Annotated in this window: 17 protein-coding genes; 15 read left to right on the top strand and 2 right to left on the bottom strand. The window is 39.1% G+C overall.

Annotation, left to right across the window (positions count from 1 at the left end):
• Window positions 1–138, top strand: a 138-nt coding sequence (locus M3183_RS08580) for an IS3 family transposase (protein ID WP_251468526.1), incomplete at its 5' end; no start/stop codon positions are given.
• 347 nt (window positions 139–485) lie between these two features.
• Here the strand turns inward: M3183_RS08580 and mreBH are convergent.
• Window positions 486–1,493: a rod-share determining protein MreBH gene (mreBH, locus tag M3183_RS08575; RefSeq protein ID WP_251468506.1), complete on the bottom strand. Its 1,008-nt coding sequence runs from the start codon at window positions 1,491–1,493 to the stop codon at window positions 486–488.
• A gap of 341 nt (window positions 1,494–1,834) precedes the next feature.
• Here mreBH and miaA point away from each other — a divergent pair, with 341 nt between their 5' ends.
• The 7 genes from miaA to glnA all read left to right on the top strand — a co-directional run bounded on the left by miaA (window position 1,835) and on the right by glnA (window position 8,957).
• Window positions 1,835–2,791, top strand: coding sequence for a tRNA (adenosine(37)-N6)-dimethylallyltransferase MiaA (gene miaA, locus M3183_RS08570; protein WP_251468504.1), 957 nt, complete (start codon window positions 1,835–1,837; stop codon window positions 2,789–2,791).
• A 29-nt stretch (window positions 2,792–2,820) separates the two neighbouring features.
• On the top strand, window positions 2,821–3,051 hold the full coding sequence (gene hfq, locus M3183_RS08565) for an RNA chaperone Hfq (RefSeq protein ID WP_251468502.1): 231 nt from the start codon (window positions 2,821–2,823) through the stop codon (window positions 3,049–3,051).
• Window positions 3,052–3,428: 377 nt separating this feature from the next.
• Window positions 3,429–4,382, top strand: coding sequence for a stage V sporulation protein K (gene spoVK, locus M3183_RS08560; RefSeq protein ID WP_251468500.1), 954 nt, complete (start codon window positions 3,429–3,431; stop codon window positions 4,380–4,382).
• A gap of 135 nt (window positions 4,383–4,517) precedes the next feature.
• Entirely contained in the window at window positions 4,518–5,774 is a 1,257-nt protein-coding gene (hflX, locus tag M3183_RS08555; RefSeq protein WP_251468498.1) for a GTPase HflX, read from the top strand.
• A 16-nt stretch (window positions 5,775–5,790) separates the two neighbouring features.
• On the top strand, window positions 5,791–7,068 hold the full coding sequence (locus M3183_RS08550; RefSeq protein ID WP_251468497.1) for a methionine gamma-lyase family protein: 1,278 nt from the start codon (window positions 5,791–5,793) through the stop codon (window positions 7,066–7,068).
• Between the two features lie 122 nt (window positions 7,069–7,190).
• Window positions 7,191–7,595: a MerR family transcriptional regulator gene (locus tag M3183_RS08545; RefSeq protein WP_251468495.1), complete on the top strand. Its 405-nt coding sequence runs from the start codon at window positions 7,191–7,193 to the stop codon at window positions 7,593–7,595.
• A 27-nt stretch (window positions 7,596–7,622) separates the two neighbouring features.
• Window positions 7,623–8,957 carry a type I glutamate--ammonia ligase gene (gene glnA, locus M3183_RS08540; RefSeq protein WP_251468493.1) on the top strand — a complete coding sequence of 445 codons (1,335 nt, stop codon included), beginning with the start codon at window positions 7,623–7,625 and terminating at the stop codon, window positions 8,955–8,957.
• Between the two features lie 82 nt (window positions 8,958–9,039).
• Here the strand turns inward: glnA and lexA are convergent, their stop codons facing one another.
• Window positions 9,040–9,663, bottom strand: a complete 624-nt coding sequence (gene lexA / locus M3183_RS08535; protein WP_251468491.1) for a transcriptional repressor LexA — start codon at window positions 9,661–9,663, stop codon at window positions 9,040–9,042.
• Between the two features lie 159 nt (window positions 9,664–9,822).
• On the opposite strand from lexA, the gene yneA reads away from it, so the two are divergent.
• The 7 genes from yneA (at window position 9,823) to M3183_RS08500 (ending at window position 16,224) form a co-directional block, all read left to right on the top strand.
• Window positions 9,823–10,146: a cell division suppressor protein YneA gene (gene yneA, locus M3183_RS08530; protein WP_251468489.1), complete on the top strand. Its 324-nt coding sequence runs from the start codon at window positions 9,823–9,825 to the stop codon at window positions 10,144–10,146.
• A 17-nt stretch (window positions 10,147–10,163) separates the two neighbouring features.
• Window positions 10,164–10,811 carry a YneB family resolvase-like protein gene (locus M3183_RS08525; RefSeq protein ID WP_251468487.1) on the top strand — a complete coding sequence of 216 codons (648 nt, stop codon included), beginning with the start codon at window positions 10,164–10,166 and terminating at the stop codon, window positions 10,809–10,811.
• A gap of 75 nt (window positions 10,812–10,886) precedes the next feature.
• A complete protein-coding gene (locus M3183_RS08520) occupies window positions 10,887–11,117 on the top strand; it encodes a DUF896 domain-containing protein (RefSeq protein ID WP_251468485.1) in 231 nt (76 codons plus the stop codon).
• A gap of 172 nt (window positions 11,118–11,289) precedes the next feature.
• Window positions 11,290–13,296, top strand: coding sequence for a transketolase (gene tkt / locus M3183_RS08515; RefSeq protein ID WP_251468483.1), 2,007 nt, complete (start codon window positions 11,290–11,292; stop codon window positions 13,294–13,296).
• Between the two features lie 210 nt (window positions 13,297–13,506).
• Window positions 13,507–13,947: a sporulation inhibitor of replication protein SirA gene (sirA, locus tag M3183_RS08510; RefSeq protein ID WP_251468481.1), complete on the top strand. Its 441-nt coding sequence runs from the start codon at window positions 13,507–13,509 to the stop codon at window positions 13,945–13,947.
• A gap of 76 nt (window positions 13,948–14,023) precedes the next feature.
• Window positions 14,024–14,236 carry a YneF family protein gene (locus M3183_RS08505; RefSeq protein ID WP_251468479.1) on the top strand — a complete coding sequence of 71 codons (213 nt, stop codon included), beginning with the start codon at window positions 14,024–14,026 and terminating at the stop codon, window positions 14,234–14,236.
• 236 nt (window positions 14,237–14,472) lie between these two features.
• Window positions 14,473–16,224: an ABC transporter transmembrane domain-containing protein gene (locus M3183_RS08500; protein ID WP_251468477.1), complete on the top strand. Its 1,752-nt coding sequence runs from the start codon at window positions 14,473–14,475 to the stop codon at window positions 16,222–16,224.
• Window position 16,225: the final 1 nt, after the last annotated feature.

The following is a 16,225-nucleotide window of genomic DNA, read 5'->3' as shown; positions in this document are numbered from 1 at the left end:
GATTACAATTCCTTTGAGGAGGTCGCTCAGGCTGCGGCACATTGGATAAATGATTACAACAATTATCGAATTAAAGAAAAGCTGGGTGGTAAGAGCCCTGTACAATACAGGCTTCTTACCACCCAGCGATCAGCATAATACTTTTTGTCCAACATTATGGGGTCAGATCAAATTAGGTACGAATCCAAGAAACCAGTCCTTCATAAGGCAGATGAAAGACAGAATTAGGTACGAATCCAAGAAACCAGTCCTTCATAAGACAGATGAAAGACAAACCAAAGCCGAAACCCTGGTAACCAGTCCTTCATAAGGCAGATGTAAGACAAAATTAGGTGCGACCCCAAGAAACCAGTCCTTCATAAGACAATGGGGGACAAACCAAAGCTGAAACCCTAGTAACCTGTCTTTTGTTTCATATGACCAATAAAAGCTATAACAACTGATTGTTAAAACAAAAAGTAATCCCCCAAAATACCAAAGGCCAATTACTTTGCAGCAACCAACAGCTTGCCGACATATTTCAAAGCCTGACCTGTTCCGAGTACAACAGATTCCAGCGGGCTATCTGAAAGGTGGACAGGAACAAAGATTTCTTTGCTTAGCCATTCTTCCATCCCATTCATCAATGAGCCGCCTCCGGTCAAGATGACACCACGGTCTACGATATCACCGCTCAATTCTGCAGGACAATCCTCAAGTGTGGCACGAATTGCCTCTAAAATATGCAATAAATCTTCTTTCATCGCATTGCGAATTTCATAGGATGATAGTTTTAGAGTTTTAGGCAGACCGGTAACCAGGTCTCGGCCGCGGACATCCATGAAAGCTTCCTCGTGATCTACAAGTGCATAGCCTATTTCCATCTTTATGTTTTCAGCAGTTCTTTCCCCAATTAGTACATTGTACTCTTTACGGACATATTGAATAATATCGTCATCGAGGCGGTCTCCGCCAATTTTTATAGAATGACAAGCAACAACCCCGCCAAAGGAAATGATCGCCACTTCGGTATTTCCGCCGCCAATATCAACCACCACATTGGCAACTGGTTCATCAACTGGCAATCCCGCACCGATTGCTGCCGCAACAGGCTCTTCAATCAACTGAATTTTTTTCGCTCCAGCATTTCTTACAACATCTTCAATGGCTCTTCTGTCCACACTGGTAGAACCAGATGGGATACATACCACTACATTTGGTTTCCTTAAGGATAACCCCGCCTTTTTAGAAGCTTTTCTCATAATTTGCTTCAGCATTTCGGTTGTCACATCAAAGTCGGCAATAACCCCATCTTTTAGCGGGCGGATGGCCACTATTTTTTCAGGCGTTTTACCAATCATTTCTTTAGCTTCCGCGCCAACCGCCACCACATTCTTAGATACCGTATCAATGGTTACTACTGATGGTTCATTAAGAATAATGCCTTTATTTTTGCTATATACCAAAATATTTGCTGTTCCCAAATCAATCCCAATATCAAATGTACTTAACATGTATTTCACCTTTTTTCATAATTTTTGTAAAAAGAAAATTTCATAGGCAATCTGACAATTTTCGTGTTATTTTTACAAAATAACAATACGAATAACCTTATCATGCTTTGAGGGTAGATAGTTGTTTGTAATTGAAGTGTTAATGTTTTGTAAATAATTAATAGAAAGCTCTCTGTTTTGTAACAGACGAAAAAATAAATTAATACAAATTTAAAGCATAGAATTTGCATTTCTTGTATATACTTATTTGATGTTCAACTGCTTTTTAAAATTGTGTTACGATAATATATAGAAAGGGCATCCTTTCTACTGAATTTGAAAACAGAGGCAGTGTGAAAATATTGGATTCAAAACAAAAATTATTGGTCATTATCGGACCGACAGCAGTTGGAAAAACAAAGTTAAGTATCGAAATGGCAAAAAAATTTAATGGTGAAATTATAAGCGGGGATTCGATGCAAATCTATCGTAGAATGGATATCGGTACAGCAAAAATAAGAGAAGATGAAATGGAAGGAATTCCACACCATTTAATTGATATAAAAGAACCAGATGAAAGTTTTTCCGCGGCAGAATTCCAGAAGCTTGTACGTGGCAAGATAACAGAGATTGCTAAAAGGGGAAAGCTGCCGATCATTGCCGGCGGTACCGGATTATATATTCAGTCCGTTATTTATGATTATCAATTTTCTGATGTTTCTGGGAATGAAGAATTCCGGCACCAGCTTGAACAAAAAGCAAAAGAAATTGGAAATGAAGCCTTGCATGAGGAACTAAAGAAGGTAGATCCGGAAAGTGCTGCTAAAATTCATCCGAATAATGTCAGACGAGTAATCCGTGCTTTAGAAGTTTATTATCAGGCAGGAAAAACAAGGAATGAATATGAAAATAACGGGCAAACTGATTTATTGTATCATACAGCTGTCATTGGTTTAATGATGGACCGGGAGCAGCTTTACGGGCGGATTAATGCCCGGGTTGATAAAATGATGAACGATGGCCTTTTGGAGGAAGTGAAAACCCTATACGAGCAAGGATTAAGAAATTGCCAATCCATCCAGGCCATTGGGTATAAGGAAATGTATCAATTCCTGGACGGCGAAATCTCACTTGATGAGGCTGTAGAGAAGTTAAAACAAAACTCCCGTCGATATGCCAAAAGACAATTGACTTGGTTTCGAAACAAAATGGAGGTAAAATGGTTTGATATAACAGATGTGAACAATTTGTCAAAAAAAGAAGAGGAAATTTCACATTATGTTGAAGGAAAGCTTCAAATTAAATCGAATACATATTAGTAGAGATAAAAGAGGAGGAAATCAAAAAAATGAAAACAACGATTAACATTCAGGATCAATTTTTAAATCAATGCCGTAAAGAAAATATTCATGTTACGGTTTTTCTATTAAATGGATTTCAATTAAGAGGCCAAATCAAGGGCTTTGATAATTTTACGGTTTTGTTTGAATCTGAGGGTAAACAGCAATTGGTTTACAAACATGCTATTTCTACCTTCGCACCGCAAAGAAATGTGCAGCTTGAATTAGAACAGCAATAAGATTTGCTATAAGCCGGGGCCCGCTCATGCAGGGCTCTTTTTATTATTTAAAAAAATTTAAATTTTCCTGTGGATACTCTCGACTGGTTATTTGAAACCATCTTCAGCACCCAGCCCCTCGAGATCTTAAGACGTCCCCTTCCAGAGGGCAGGCCCATCCTGCGTGGGACGTCTTAAACTTGTCGGAGCTGACCGCTAAGGACAGCGTCTAAGAGAATCTGCATCGCAGGAACAGTCTGCCTTTGTTCCAAAGGCGCTTGCGCTTTTTGTTCTTTATCCGCAAAATAAATAATGATTTCGCCAAACTGTGAATACAAATAAATTGAAGGATTGTGCAAAGTTTCCGCATGGTGTTCGCAGATTGAGAGGTGAAAGCTTTGGATCAACCGATTCGAATGAAAAGCAACGGCCAAATAAAAGTTGTTCTCAGTTCCCAAAAACGAAAAACAACCATAACAAAAGGATTACCAGACTTTCAAGTTGCTCCAAAGGACATTCCCCCTGAGCATACAGCCCTTAAGGAAATAGAGGAGGAGCTTGGAGCTTTAGTTGGCATGGAAGAAATGAAACGAATGATAAAAGAAATTTACGCCTGGATTTATGTAAATAAAAAACGTGAAGAAATGGGATTAAAAGCAAAAAAACAGGCCCTTCATATGATGTTTAAAGGAAACCCAGGTACAGGAAAAACGACTGTGGCAAGACTTATTGGTAAACTCTTCCAGAAGATGAACGTCCTAACAAAAGGACATCTCATTGAGGCAGAACGGGCAGACCTTGTCGGTGAATATATTGGTCATACGGCCCAAAAAACAAGGGATTTGGTAAAAAAAGCACAGGGCGGCATTTTGTTTATAGATGAAGCTTATTCATTAGGCCGCGGCGGTGAAAAAGACTTTGGAAAAGAAGCTATTGACACACTTGTTAAACATATGGAGGATAAACAGCACGAATTTGTTTTGATCCTGGCGGGGTATTCACGGGAGATGGAATACTTTTTATCACTTAATCCTGGTCTTCATTCCCGTTTTCCACTGGTCATTGATTTCCCCGATTACAATATTGAACAGTTAATGGAGATCTCGTCCAGAATGATCTCCGAAAGAGAATATACGCTGAGTCATGGAGCAGAGAAGAAATTAAGAGACCATTTGATTTGGGTAAAGTCTGTATTAAGTCCAGCAAGTTTTTCAAATGGACGTTATGTTCGTAATATTATTGAAAAGTCAATTCGGGCACAGGCTATGAGACTGTTAATGTTAAATAGCTATGACAGGCATGATTTAATGACCATTCGAAGTAATGATTTGGTTTTTGAAGAAGATGGATAAGGTATTTTAGGAAACGGCAGATTAAGAAAATCAGCCGTTTTTTATATTTTTTACTGTATTTCTGACCATAATTAGAGTAACGTCCTGTTTTTTGATATGATGTGAATTAGAGTTCTTGAGAAAGGGTGCTGCTGTTTGGAACAAAAGGATACAAAAGAAACAGCCATACTGGTAGGCTGCCAAACATCTGATGATGATTTACGGTTTGACTATTCAATGGAAGAGTTAGCGTCTTTAACTGAAACCGCTCAAGGTGAGGTAACGGCAAACCTGGTTCAAAAACGAGACCGGCTTCATCCTGCTACATATATCGGCAAAGGAAAAGTAGAGGAACTTAAAGTACTGGTGGAAGAGCTGGATGCTGAAATTGTCATCTTTAATGATGAATTATCTCCCAGTCAAAAGCGGAATCTGGCGAATGAAATCAATGCCCGGATTATTGACCGGACACAGTTAATCCTCGATATCTTTGCTCAAAGAGCCCGATCTAAAGAGGGGAAACTTCAGGTTGAATTGGCACAGCTTCAATACATATTACCTAGACTTGCTGGTCAAGGTACCGCGTTATCCAGGCTCGGCGGAGGAATTGGGACAAGGGGGCCTGGGGAAACAAAGCTGGAATCAGACCGTCGTCATATTCGCAGGAGAATTGATGACATTAAAGGACAGCTTTCCGTCATTGTCCAGCATCGCGAGCGATATCGAGAAAGAAGGAAGAAAAATAGAGCTTTTCAAATTGCCATTGTCGGATATACGAATGCGGGAAAGAGTACCTTGTTTAACCGCTTATCAGAAGCAGATTCGTATGAGGAAAATCAATTATTTGCCACATTAGATCCAATGACCAGAAAGTTAATCCTTCCTAGCGGATATACGGCTCTTATAACGGATACGGTTGGGTTTATACAAGATTTGCCAACGGCGCTGATTGCCGCCTTTCGTTCAACGCTTGAAGAGGTGAAAGAAGCTGACCTTATCCTTCAGGTAGTGGATATGTCGAACCCGGATTATTTTCAGCATGAAAAAACGGTTGGTAAGCTTCTTGAAGAACTAGAGGTGAAAAATATCCCGCAAATCACGGTTTATAATAAAAGAGATATAAAACATTCTGATTTTGTACCAACAGCGGATACACCGTCTATCTTTATCAGCGCCTATAACAGCGAAGACCGCCATGCCCTAAAAGAGAAAATTGAAAAAGTCATGATGGGGATGATGGAGCCGTATGAGGTCAAAATTCCTTCAACAGAAGGGAAGCTGTTATCTCAATTGAAAAACGATACGATTTTAAGAGAATTAAGCTTTGTAGAAGACATTCAGGCATACAGATGTAAAGGATATTCTTTAAAGGATCATTCCATTACAGGACAATTACAGAAATATAAAGATTAAGATAGGAGAATACAACATGTTTCAACAGTTAAAAAATGGGGAAAAGCTGGAGCCGCTGGTTAGGGAAGTCGAGCAGCAAGTCTTAGAGGTTCATAAAAAAATCGATGAAAGAATTGATACCAATCAATTTCGTGTCCTGCAAAGTTTTCAAAAATATAAAGTAAGTGATACACATTTTAACCCTTCAACAGGTTATGGTTATGATGATATTGGCAGGGATACGCTCGAATCAGTTTATGCCGATGTTTTTGGAGGCGAGGCAGGACTTGTCCGCCCGCAAATTATTTCTGGAACACATGCGATCTCGATTGCTTTATTCGGAGTTCTTCGTCCTGGTGATGAATTGCTGTATATCACAGGGAAACCTTATGATACGCTTGAGGAAATCGTCGGCATTCGGGGAAATGGTGTCGGTTCACTAAAGGAATTTGGTATTGCCTATGACAGTGTTTCTCTAACAAGTGAAGGCGGCATTGACTGGGATGAAGTGGCGAAGAAAATCAAGCCTAATACGAAAATGATTGGTATTCAGCGCTCTAAAGGCTATGCAACAAGACCATCCTATTCCGTTCGTGAAATCGCCGAAATGATTAAATTTGTGAAGGAAATCAAACAGGATGTCGTCGTATTTGTCGATAATTGCTACGGAGAGTTTGTCGAAGAACTAGAGCCTTGTCATGTTGGAGCAGACTTAATGGCGGGTTCGTTAATCAAAAACCCTGGGGGCGGCATTGTAAAAACCGGCGGTTATATTGTTGGGAAGAAGAAATGGGTGGAAGCCTGTTCTTACCGCTTAACTTCTCCTGGTATCGGGGCAGAGGCAGGGGCTTCATTATATAGTCTTCAAGAAATGTATCAAGGCTTTTTTCTAGCGCCCCATGTCGTGGGACAGGCATTAAAAGGAGCGGTTTTTACCGCTGCTATCCTTGAAAAATTGGGAATGAATTCCTCTCCAAAATGGGATGTGGAACGAACAGACTTAATCCAGGCTGTTCAATTTGATGACAAAGATAAAATGGTTGCTTTCTGCCAAGCCATTCAATTTGCGTCGCCGATTAATTCTTATGTTACTCCACATCCAAGCTATATGCCTGGGTATGAGGACGATGTCATTATGGCTGCTGGTACATTTATTCAAGGGGCAAGTATAGAATTGACCGCTGACGGCCCAATTCGTCCTCCTTATGTTGCCTATGTTCAAGGAGGTTTGACCTATTCCCATGTAAAAATGGCGGTATGCCTCGCAATTGATCATCTGTTGGAAAAAGAATTAATCAGTCTTAATAATGAATAAGAAGGGCTTTCAAAAAAGCCTTTCTTTTTCGAAAAAATGATGTAAGGTTTTCTGACATGTACTTGACAACATTTCTTACACCAAATATAATGACATTATAAAATAGCAAGAAAGGAGAAATTATGGTGAATGGAAAAGAGATTCGTCGTTCCATGCCCCTGTTTCCCATCGGCACTGTCATGCAGCTGACTGAGCTTACTGCAAGGCAAATTCGCTATTATGAAGAACACCAGTTAATTTCTCCAGCTAGAACAGAAGGAAACAGACGGCTTTTCAGCTTAAATGATATTGACAGACTATTAGAGATTAAGGATTTAATTGACCAAGGTGTAAATATGGCTGGAATCAAACAGTTATTCTTGGTTAAAGAGCAGCATGAGAGTGAACAGAATCAGCAAGTGAAAAAAGCGAAAAGGGAGCTGTCTGACGAAGAATTAAGAAAGCTTCTGCGCAATGAACTAATGCATTTGGGAAGATTGAACCGTTCGTCACTTAGACAAGGTGACCTCTCGCGTTTCTTTCATTAATATTCAAATTACAACGGAGGTTTGAGCATGCCTAAATATTCAAGAGAAGATATCAAAAGAATGGCAAATGAAGAAAATGTTAAATTTATCCGCTTGCAGTTTACTGACATTCTAGGAACAATTAAAAATGTGGAAATTCCGATAAGTCAATTGGAAAAAGCGCTTGATAACAAAATGATGTTTGATGGCTCATCAATTGAAGGTTTTGTAAGAATTGAAGAATCTGATATGTATTTACAGCCAGATTTAAATACTTGGGTTGTATTCCCGTGGACTGCAGAAAAAGGAAAAGTAGCCCGTTTGATTTGTGATATTTATAATTCAGATGGCACACCTTTTGCTGGTGACCCAAGAAATAACTTAAGACGTGTTCTAAATGAAATGCAAGAGCTTGGTTTTACCAATTTTAACTTAGGTCCAGAGCCAGAGTTTTTCTTATTTAAATTAGATGAAAAAGGGGAGCCAACTTTAGAGCTTAATGATAAAGGCGGCTATTTTGATTTTGCTCCTACTGACCTTGGAGAAAACTGCCGTCGTGACATCGTTCTTGAGCTTGAAGAAATGGGCTTTGAAATTGAAGCTTCTCACCATGAAGTTGCACCTGGACAACATGAAATAGATTTTAAATATGCAGATGCTTTAACTGCATGTGATCATATTCAAACATTTAAGCTTGTTGTCAAAACAATTGCCCGCAAGCACGGTTTACATGCGACCTTCATGCCGAAACCATTGTTTGGTGTGGCAGGATCTGGAATGCACATGAACCTTTCTTTATTTAAAAATGGTGAAAATGCTTTTTATGACCCAACCGGCGATCTTCAAATGAGTGATAATGCCCGTCATTTTATTGCTGGAATCTTGAAACATGCGCCTAGCTTTACGGCAGTAACCAATCCGACTATTAACTCTTATAAGCGCTTGGTTCCTGGTTATGAGGCACCTTGCTATGTAGCGTGGTCAGCACAAAACCGGTCGCCTTTAGTTCGTATTCCGGCATCACGCGGCCTAAGTACTCGTTGTGAGGTGCGCAGTGTTGATCCATCTGCAAATCCATACCTTGCAATGGCTGTACTTTTAAAAGCTGGCCTTGATGGAATTAAAAATAAATTAACTCCTCCTCCAGCTGTAGACCGTAATATTTATGTGATGAGCACAGAAGAACGTATAGAGGAAGGAATTGTTGATCTTCCAGCAACATTAGCACAAGCCTTAGAATTATTAAAACAAGATGAGGTTATTGTGGCAGGACTAGGCGAACATATTTTTGAAAGATTTCTAGATGCTAAAGAGATTGAATGGGATATGTTCCGTACGGTGGTTCATCCTTGGGAAAGAGAACAATATATGACAATGTATTAATAGATGAAGCCTTGGCAGAGTTGTGCCAAGGCTTTTTTCTTTAGGATAAAGAAAAGGCCGGCATCCAGCCGGCTGTTTAGAATTAGTGAATTTGACGATAAACTCCAATAACTTTTCCCAGGATTGAGACATTCTTTAATATAATTGGGTCCATTGTAGAGTTTTCCGGCTGAAGGCGGATATAATCTTTCTCTTTGAAAAATCTTTTACAAGTGGCTTCATCATCTTCCGTCATGGCAACCACGATATCCCCGTTATCAGCGGTTTGCTGCTGTTTGACGATGACATAGTCTCCATCTAGTATTCCTGCTTCTATCATACTTTCACCCATAATTTCTAACATAAAGACCTGCTCATCCGATGGTGCTAATCTTTCAGGCAGAGGAAAATACTCTTCAATGTTTTCAATAGCAGTTATTGGCAGGCCGGCAGTTACCTTACCTACAACAGGAACATTAACGACCTGATTTTTAGGAATATGGGCATTTTCATCTATTTCTAATATCTCAATGGCTCTAGGTTTAGTAGGATCTCTTCTAATAAGACCTTTACTTTCCAATCTTGCTAGATGACCATGAACAGTTGAACTGGAGGCTAGGCCAACTGCTTCTCCAATCTCCCGGACAGAAGGAGGATATCCCTTGCTTCTAACCTCATCTTTGATGAAATCAAGGATATCCTGCTGACGCTTTGATATTTTTATCATGGTAATGCACCTCGTCTTGGTTAATGTTACCTTAATTATACCATGCATACCTATATTATACAAACATAAGTTCGAAAAAATGTTGACATAAAACAAATGTTCGTATTATACTAAATACAAATAAAACGAACGTACATTCTATAAAGAGGGGTCATTTTTATGAAGAAACTATGGAACCAATACTCATATGCTATTATTCTTATCTTGCTAAGCTGTTCTTTCGCTATCATTCTAACAATTCAGAATGGGACTGAGGCATCCAATCACTTTGTGAAAATTACTGTATCAGAGGGGGATTCACTTTGGAAAATATCGGAGCAATATTCGGGACAGCACTCCATGTCAAATAAAGAATTTGTAAACTGGGTTAAAAAGCATAATGAAAATACTGACGATCAATTATTTCCTGGAGAAGAAATTATTATTCCTATCAGTAACGATGTCTCACCTGCTGCCGAACTTGCAAGTGCTCCTGAGAAATAGAAAGGAAATGAAAGAGCATGAGAGCCATTATTTATTGCCGTGTAAGCACCAAAAAAGAAACCCAGGAAACGTCTCTTGAACGGCAGGAAGAGGAATTAATTCAATTGGCCAAAAGGAATCAATTTGAAATTGACAAAATTATCAAGGAACAGGCAAGCGGATATGACTTTGAAAGAGAAGGAATCCTTGAACTGCTGGAAAGAATTAAAGATCCTCAAGTCCATGCTGTCTTAATCCAAGATGAAACAAGGCTAGGCAGAGGCAATGCTAAAATCGCGCTGCTGCACTGTATTTTAAAAGAAGGAATAAAGCTTTACAGCATTTCACATAACGGTGAACTGCAGCTTTCGGAATCCGATTCCATGGTATTAAAAATTGTCGGTATGGTAGAAGAATATCAACGAAAGCTGCATAATGTAAAAATCAAGCGGGGAATGAAACGCGCCGTTCAGAACGGGTATAAACCAGAGAAAAACTTGAAGAATCTCGGAGAACATGCAGGAAGAGAGAAAATTGAAGTGCCCATTGAAGAAATTGACAGGCTGCGCAAAAATGGTCTGACATTTGCGGAAATCGCTGCAACGATGAGAGGTTTTGGCTATAATATATCGAAAGCAACGGTACATAGACGATATAGGGAGTATTTGGAACAAAGAGAAAACTAGCCTTTTTCTTGTCAGCGGGCTATTTTTTTAGTAAATTTATTTCTATGTAATTAGATTTTGAAAGGATGTGCCCGAATGCTGTCCAAAGAGAAAATTGCTAGAATCAATGAGCTTGCAAGGAAGGCAAAAACAACAGGTTTAACTGAACTAGAGGCAAAAGAACAATCAAAGCTTAGAAGTGAATATTTGGCTGCTTTCCGATCCAATATGCTGGATACATTAACAAATACCAAAATTATTGATCCGTTAGGAAATGATGTAACTCCGGCGAAAATAAAAGCGAGAAAACAAAATAAACTTCATTAATTATCAGGGGAATACAATTTAAACTGTATTCCTTTTTCTACATATAAAAGTCATGAATGTATCAAAATAAATAGTAATCGCCCTTTAAAGGGTAATTAATTGAATTAAAATCTTCTGCACTATATTATTAATAATGTATTTCATATCCTCGAAAATAGAAAGGATGTAACAAATGTTTAATACTATTGATGATTTATCTATTACAACAATCCGAACGCTTGCAATTGATGCAATTGAAAAAGCTAATTCGGGACATCCAGGTATGCCGATGGGTGCAGCTCCAATGGCTTATACATTATGGACAAGATATATGAACCATAATCCTAAAAACCCACATTGGTTTAACCGTGACCGTTTTGTATTATCTGCAGGTCATGGATCTGCTTTGTTATACAGCATGCTTCATTTATCTGGATACAACCTATCAATGGAAGATTTAAAGCAATTCCGTCAATGGGGAAGTAAAACTCCTGGTCACCCTGAGTTTGGACATACAGAAGGGGTGGAGGCTACAACAGGACCACTTGGTCAAGGTATCGCAATGGCAGTTGGTATGGCAATGGCAGAAAGACACTTAGCAAGTGTTTATAACAAAGATCAGTATGAACTTGTGAACCATTTTACATATAGCATTTGCGGAGACGGCGATTTAATGGAAGGTGTTTCTGCTGAAGCAGCATCACTTGCCGGCCATTTAAAATTAGGCCGTTTAGTAGTTCTTTATGATTCAAATGATATTTCACTGGATGGAGACCTAAATAAATCATTCTCCGAAAGTGTTAAAGGACGTTTCGAAGCATACGGATGGCAATACCTTCGTGTGGAAGATGGTAATAATCTAGAGCAAATCGCTGCGGCTTTGGAAGAAGCAAAAGCCGACCTTGATAGACCGACAATGATCGAAGTTAGAACGATTATTGGTTATGGTTCTCCAAATCGTGCTGGTACTTCCGGTGTTCATGGTTCACCGCTTGGTGCTGATGAGTTAAAGCTTACCAAAGAAGCATACAAATGGACGTTAGAAGAAGATTTCCATGTTCCAGAGGGAGTTTACGAGAACTTCAACAAATTGATTGTGGAAAATGGGGAGAAGAAAGAAAAAGAGTGGAACGATTTATTCGCACAGTACAAAAAAGAATACCCAGAACTTGCTGGACAGCTTGAATCAGCGTTAAAACAAGAGCTTCCTGAAGGTTGGGATAAAGATATTCCTGTATACAGCGAAGGTAAATCTTTAGCAAGCCGTGCTTCTTCAGGTGAGGCAATTAACGGAATTGCGAAAAACCTTCCAATTCTTATCGGCGGTTCCGCAGACCTTGCTGGATCAAATAAAACAACCATTAAGGGAACAGGTGACTATGCACCAGGTGCATATGAAGGCCGTAATATTTGGTTTGGTGTCCGTGAATTCGCAATGGGAGCAGCGATGAATGGGATTGCTCTTCACGGAGGAGTGAAAGTATTTGGAGGAACATTCTTTGTTTTCTCTGATTATCTTCGTCCAGCAATCCGTCTTGCAGCCTTAATGGGACTTCCTGTCACATATGTATTTACTCATGACAGTATCGCTGTAGGAGAAGACGGTCCGACTCACGAACCTATCGAGCAGCTTGCAGCATTACGTGCAATGCCGAAACTATCAGTCATTCGTCCTGCAGATGGGAACGAAACAGCTGCAGCATGGAAGTTAGCGGTTGAATCAACAAATAAACCAACTGCGCTTGTATTAACCCGTCAGAATCTCCCAACATTAAAGGGAACCGATCAAAATGCATATGATGGTGTTTCAAAAGGTGCATATGTCGTATCACCTGCCACCAAGGAAACTCCAGATGCATTATTATTAGCCAGCGGCTCTGAAGTAAGTCTTGCTGTTGAAGCTCAAAAAGTTCTTGCAGGTGAAGGCGTTGATGTATCCGTTGTAAGCATGCCTTCATGGGATCGTTTTGATGCACAAAGCCAAGATTATAAAGATTCCGTATTGCCTAAGAACGTGAAAAAACGCCTTGGTATCGAAGTTGGTACTTCATTTGGATGGCATAAATATGTTGGCGATGAGGGTACTGTATTAGCAATCGACAAATTCGGAGCTTCAGCACCTGGGGAAAAAGTAATGGATGAATATGGCTTTAACGTTAATAATGTGGTATCACTTGTTAAAGGCCTTTTACAAAAATAAGATTTTGTAAAGAGTGTGGATTTGGTTCCATACTCTTTTTTTTGCGGTTAATAGAAGGAATATTTCAAAAAGTGGGGAATTTATTCTAATAGGCTGGGTTTAAATTTTGGTTCGACAAAATTAGTGAAAGTTTTCGCCGCCTTAAGACAAACGTTTTGTGTCATCCTTTCTATAATAGAAGAAAGAGTTGTCAGCGAAGGAGAGGTCTGTGTGAGAAACTATCAGCTTTATTTAATAGAAGATGAATTTGCCGCTCATTACTTCGGACGAGAACGATTGTTTTTTCAGCTTTTTCAAGAACATCAAAACGCGGATGGCGAGTTGAGATTCATTACGAAAAGACAAATAAACTACATAACCAAAAAAATAGAGGTCTTAAAAATCCATCAGCTGATTCAAAGGCAGCTGGGAAGATTAAGAGGATTTAGAGCAGAACGTGGTGCATATACAATTGAATTGAGTGGAAAAATAAGCATAGCGAAGTTGGAAGTTTTTCAAGATTTAATTACCATTGAGGCACATGGAAGTTATGAAGCGGAAACAGCATTTTTTGAAGTCCTTCGAAAATGTGAGTCCTCCTTCCTAGCCATTGATTTGGAACATGAACGGGGTGGATGGCTGAAGCCTATTAAAGAAAGAAAATTTGTCTAATTGCAAGGAAATATTGTCTAATTCTGTTTTATTTAGTACACTGTAGTATGGTAGACAACATGAAGGAGGAAGTTGAATGGGTATGTACATTCTAGTTGGTGTACTAGCATTAGTTGTTGGTATAGCACTAGGATTTTTCATTGCTCGTAAATATATGATGAGCTATTTAAAGAAAAATCCACCAATTAATGAACAAATGTTAAAAACAATGATGATGCAGATGGGAATGAAACCATCTCAGAAGAAAATCAATCAAATGATGAACGCCATGAACAAGCAAATGAAATAAATGAAACTTTCAATCAGCGAAGGGAACACCAACGCTGATTATTAGTTCCGTTCATGCGGGATAAAACGGACAAGCACTCATATCAATGGGTGCTTTTTTCATTGATTAAAATTATTTCTTAATCTTTATTATTTTGGAAATATTTGATAAAATAGATTTTCGATATACTTAAAAGTTTAATAACCTTTAACTTTTTAACGCGATAAAGATTTTAACTGTGTTTTGGGGGCGGATATATGAAGGTGTTTTTACAATTGGGATGGTTTTTTAAGCAGGAAAGGAAGTCATATATCACTGGAGTAATATTATTGTTGTTTGTCGCATTACTGCAAGTGATTCCGCCAAAAGTAATTGGGGTAATTGCTGATCATATCAATGAGGGAACGATGACAAAAAAACTGCTGATGGAGTGGATGGCGGTCCTAATCGTCACAGGGATGCTCATGTATGGGTTAAGGTTTTATTGGCGGATTATGATTTTTGGTTCGTCCGTCAAGCTTAGTAAGATCTTAAGGGACCGTTTATATCATCATTTTACGAATATGTCTCCTGCATTTTACCAAAAAAGCCGTATTGGTGATTTAATGGCCCATGCAACAAATGATTTATCCGCCATTCAGCAGACAGCAGGAGCTGGTGTTTTAACGCTTGTAGATTCTTTGTCAACCGGTGGTTTTGTCATCATTGCCATGGCTTTTACGATTAGTTGGAAATTAACGTTGATCTGTTTAATTCCAATGCCTCTTATGGCTCTTTTGACAAGCTGGTTTGGGACGATGCTGCACAAAAGTTTTTACAAAGCACAGGGGGCTTTTTCATCTCTCAATGATAAAACCCAAGAAAGCATAATGGGAATCAAGGTGATCAAAACGTTCGGCCAGGAAAAAGAAGATATCGAGGATTTCCGAAAACAATCCGAAGATGTTGTCCAAAAGAACATTGTTGTAGCTAAAATTGATTCACTTTACGATCCCACCATTTCAATCCTTACCGGTATTTCCTTTTTCTTATCCATTGTGTTTGGAGCGAAGTATGTTTTAAATGGCGTATTAACGATCGGGGAATTAATTTCATTTACTACATATTTAGGCTTATTGATTTGGCCTATGCTTGCCTTTGGGTGGTTATTTAATATCGTCGAGCGCGGCCGTGCTTCATATGACCGTGTAACGAAACTTTTAAGTGAAAAGGTTGATATTCAAGATCAGGAAAATGCACGTGATGTTGTGCCATGTGGTGATATTGAATATAGACTGACATCATTTACGTATCCGGGTGAAACCCATCCTGTTCTGAAGGACATCCAATTTTCTTTGGAAAGAGGAGAAACGCTTGGAATTGTAGGAAAAACGGGTTCGGGTAAAACCACTTTGTTAAAGTTATTCATTCGTGAATTCGAAGGTTATAAAGGAGAAATTCTGTTTGGGGGTTCCAAAATAGCTGATTATAAACTGGATCAATTACGTGGAGCTATCGGTTATGTGCCACAGGATCACTTTTTATTTTCTGCTAATGTTGAGGAGAACATTGCTTTTGCCAACCCAGCAGTGAAACAGGCTGAAATTGAGAAGGCGGCTAAATTAGCCAATATCCATGACGATATCCTTCAATTTACCCATGGCTATCAAACGGTTGTCGGAGAGCGCGGTGTTTCATTATCCGGAGGACAAAAACAAAGGATTTCAATAGCCCGAGCCCTGCTGATGAATCCTGAGGTATTAATACTCGATGATTCTTTATCAGCTGTGGATGCAAAAACAGAAGAGGCCATTCTTGCATCACTTAAACAAAATCGCAAAGGGAAGACCACCATCATCACATCCCATCGCTTAAGTGCCATTCAGCACGCGAACCAAATCATAGTCCTAGAAGAAGGAACAATTATTGAAAGAGGTACACACGAGGAGTTAATGGAATTAGACGGCTGGTATAAGAATATGTATTTACACCAGCAGCTTGAAGAACTAGTGGAGCTTGGAGGACAGTAAA

Origin of the sequence: Neobacillus mesonae (assembly GCF_023715155.1) — a bacterium.
Taxonomy (GTDB): domain Bacteria; phylum Bacillota; class Bacilli; order Bacillales; family Cytobacillaceae; genus Neobacillus; species Neobacillus mesonae_A.
This window is presented reverse-complemented; position numbering and strand designations above follow the sequence as displayed.

What these genes read in the sequence shown, in the direction of transcription:
- M3183_RS08525 (WP_251468487.1), top strand. Translation starts at nt 10,164, where the DNA reads ATGAGAGCCATTATTTATTGCCGTGTAAGCACCAAAAAAGAAACCCAG.
- M3183_RS08520 (WP_251468485.1), top strand. Translation starts at nt 10,887, where the DNA reads ATGCTGTCCAAAGAGAAAATTGCTAGAATCAATGAGCTTGCAAGGAAG.
- yneA (WP_251468489.1), top strand. Translation starts at nt 9,823, where the DNA reads ATGAAGAAACTATGGAACCAATACTCATATGCTATTATTCTTATCTTG.
- M3183_RS08500 (WP_251468477.1), top strand. Translation starts at nt 14,473, where the DNA reads ATGAAGGTGTTTTTACAATTGGGATGGTTTTTTAAGCAGGAAAGGAAG.
- M3183_RS08505 (WP_251468479.1), top strand. Translation starts at nt 14,024, where the DNA reads ATGGGTATGTACATTCTAGTTGGTGTACTAGCATTAGTTGTTGGTATA.
- hfq (WP_251468502.1), top strand. Translation starts at nt 2,821, where the DNA reads ATGAAAACAACGATTAACATTCAGGATCAATTTTTAAATCAATGCCGT.
- tkt (WP_251468483.1), top strand. Translation starts at nt 11,290, where the DNA reads ATGTTTAATACTATTGATGATTTATCTATTACAACAATCCGAACGCTT.
- M3183_RS08550 (WP_251468497.1), top strand. Translation starts at nt 5,791, where the DNA reads ATGTTTCAACAGTTAAAAAATGGGGAAAAGCTGGAGCCGCTGGTTAGG.
- M3183_RS08545 (WP_251468495.1), top strand. Translation starts at nt 7,191, where the DNA reads ATGGTGAATGGAAAAGAGATTCGTCGTTCCATGCCCCTGTTTCCCATC.
- glnA (WP_251468493.1), top strand. Translation starts at nt 7,623, where the DNA reads ATGCCTAAATATTCAAGAGAAGATATCAAAAGAATGGCAAATGAAGAA.
- mreBH (WP_251468506.1), bottom strand. Translation starts at nt 1,493, where the DNA reads ATGTTAAGTACATTTGATATTGGGATTGATTTGGGAACAGCAAATATT.
- lexA (WP_251468491.1), bottom strand. Translation starts at nt 9,663, where the DNA reads ATGATAAAAATATCAAAGCGTCAGCAGGATATCCTTGATTTCATCAAA.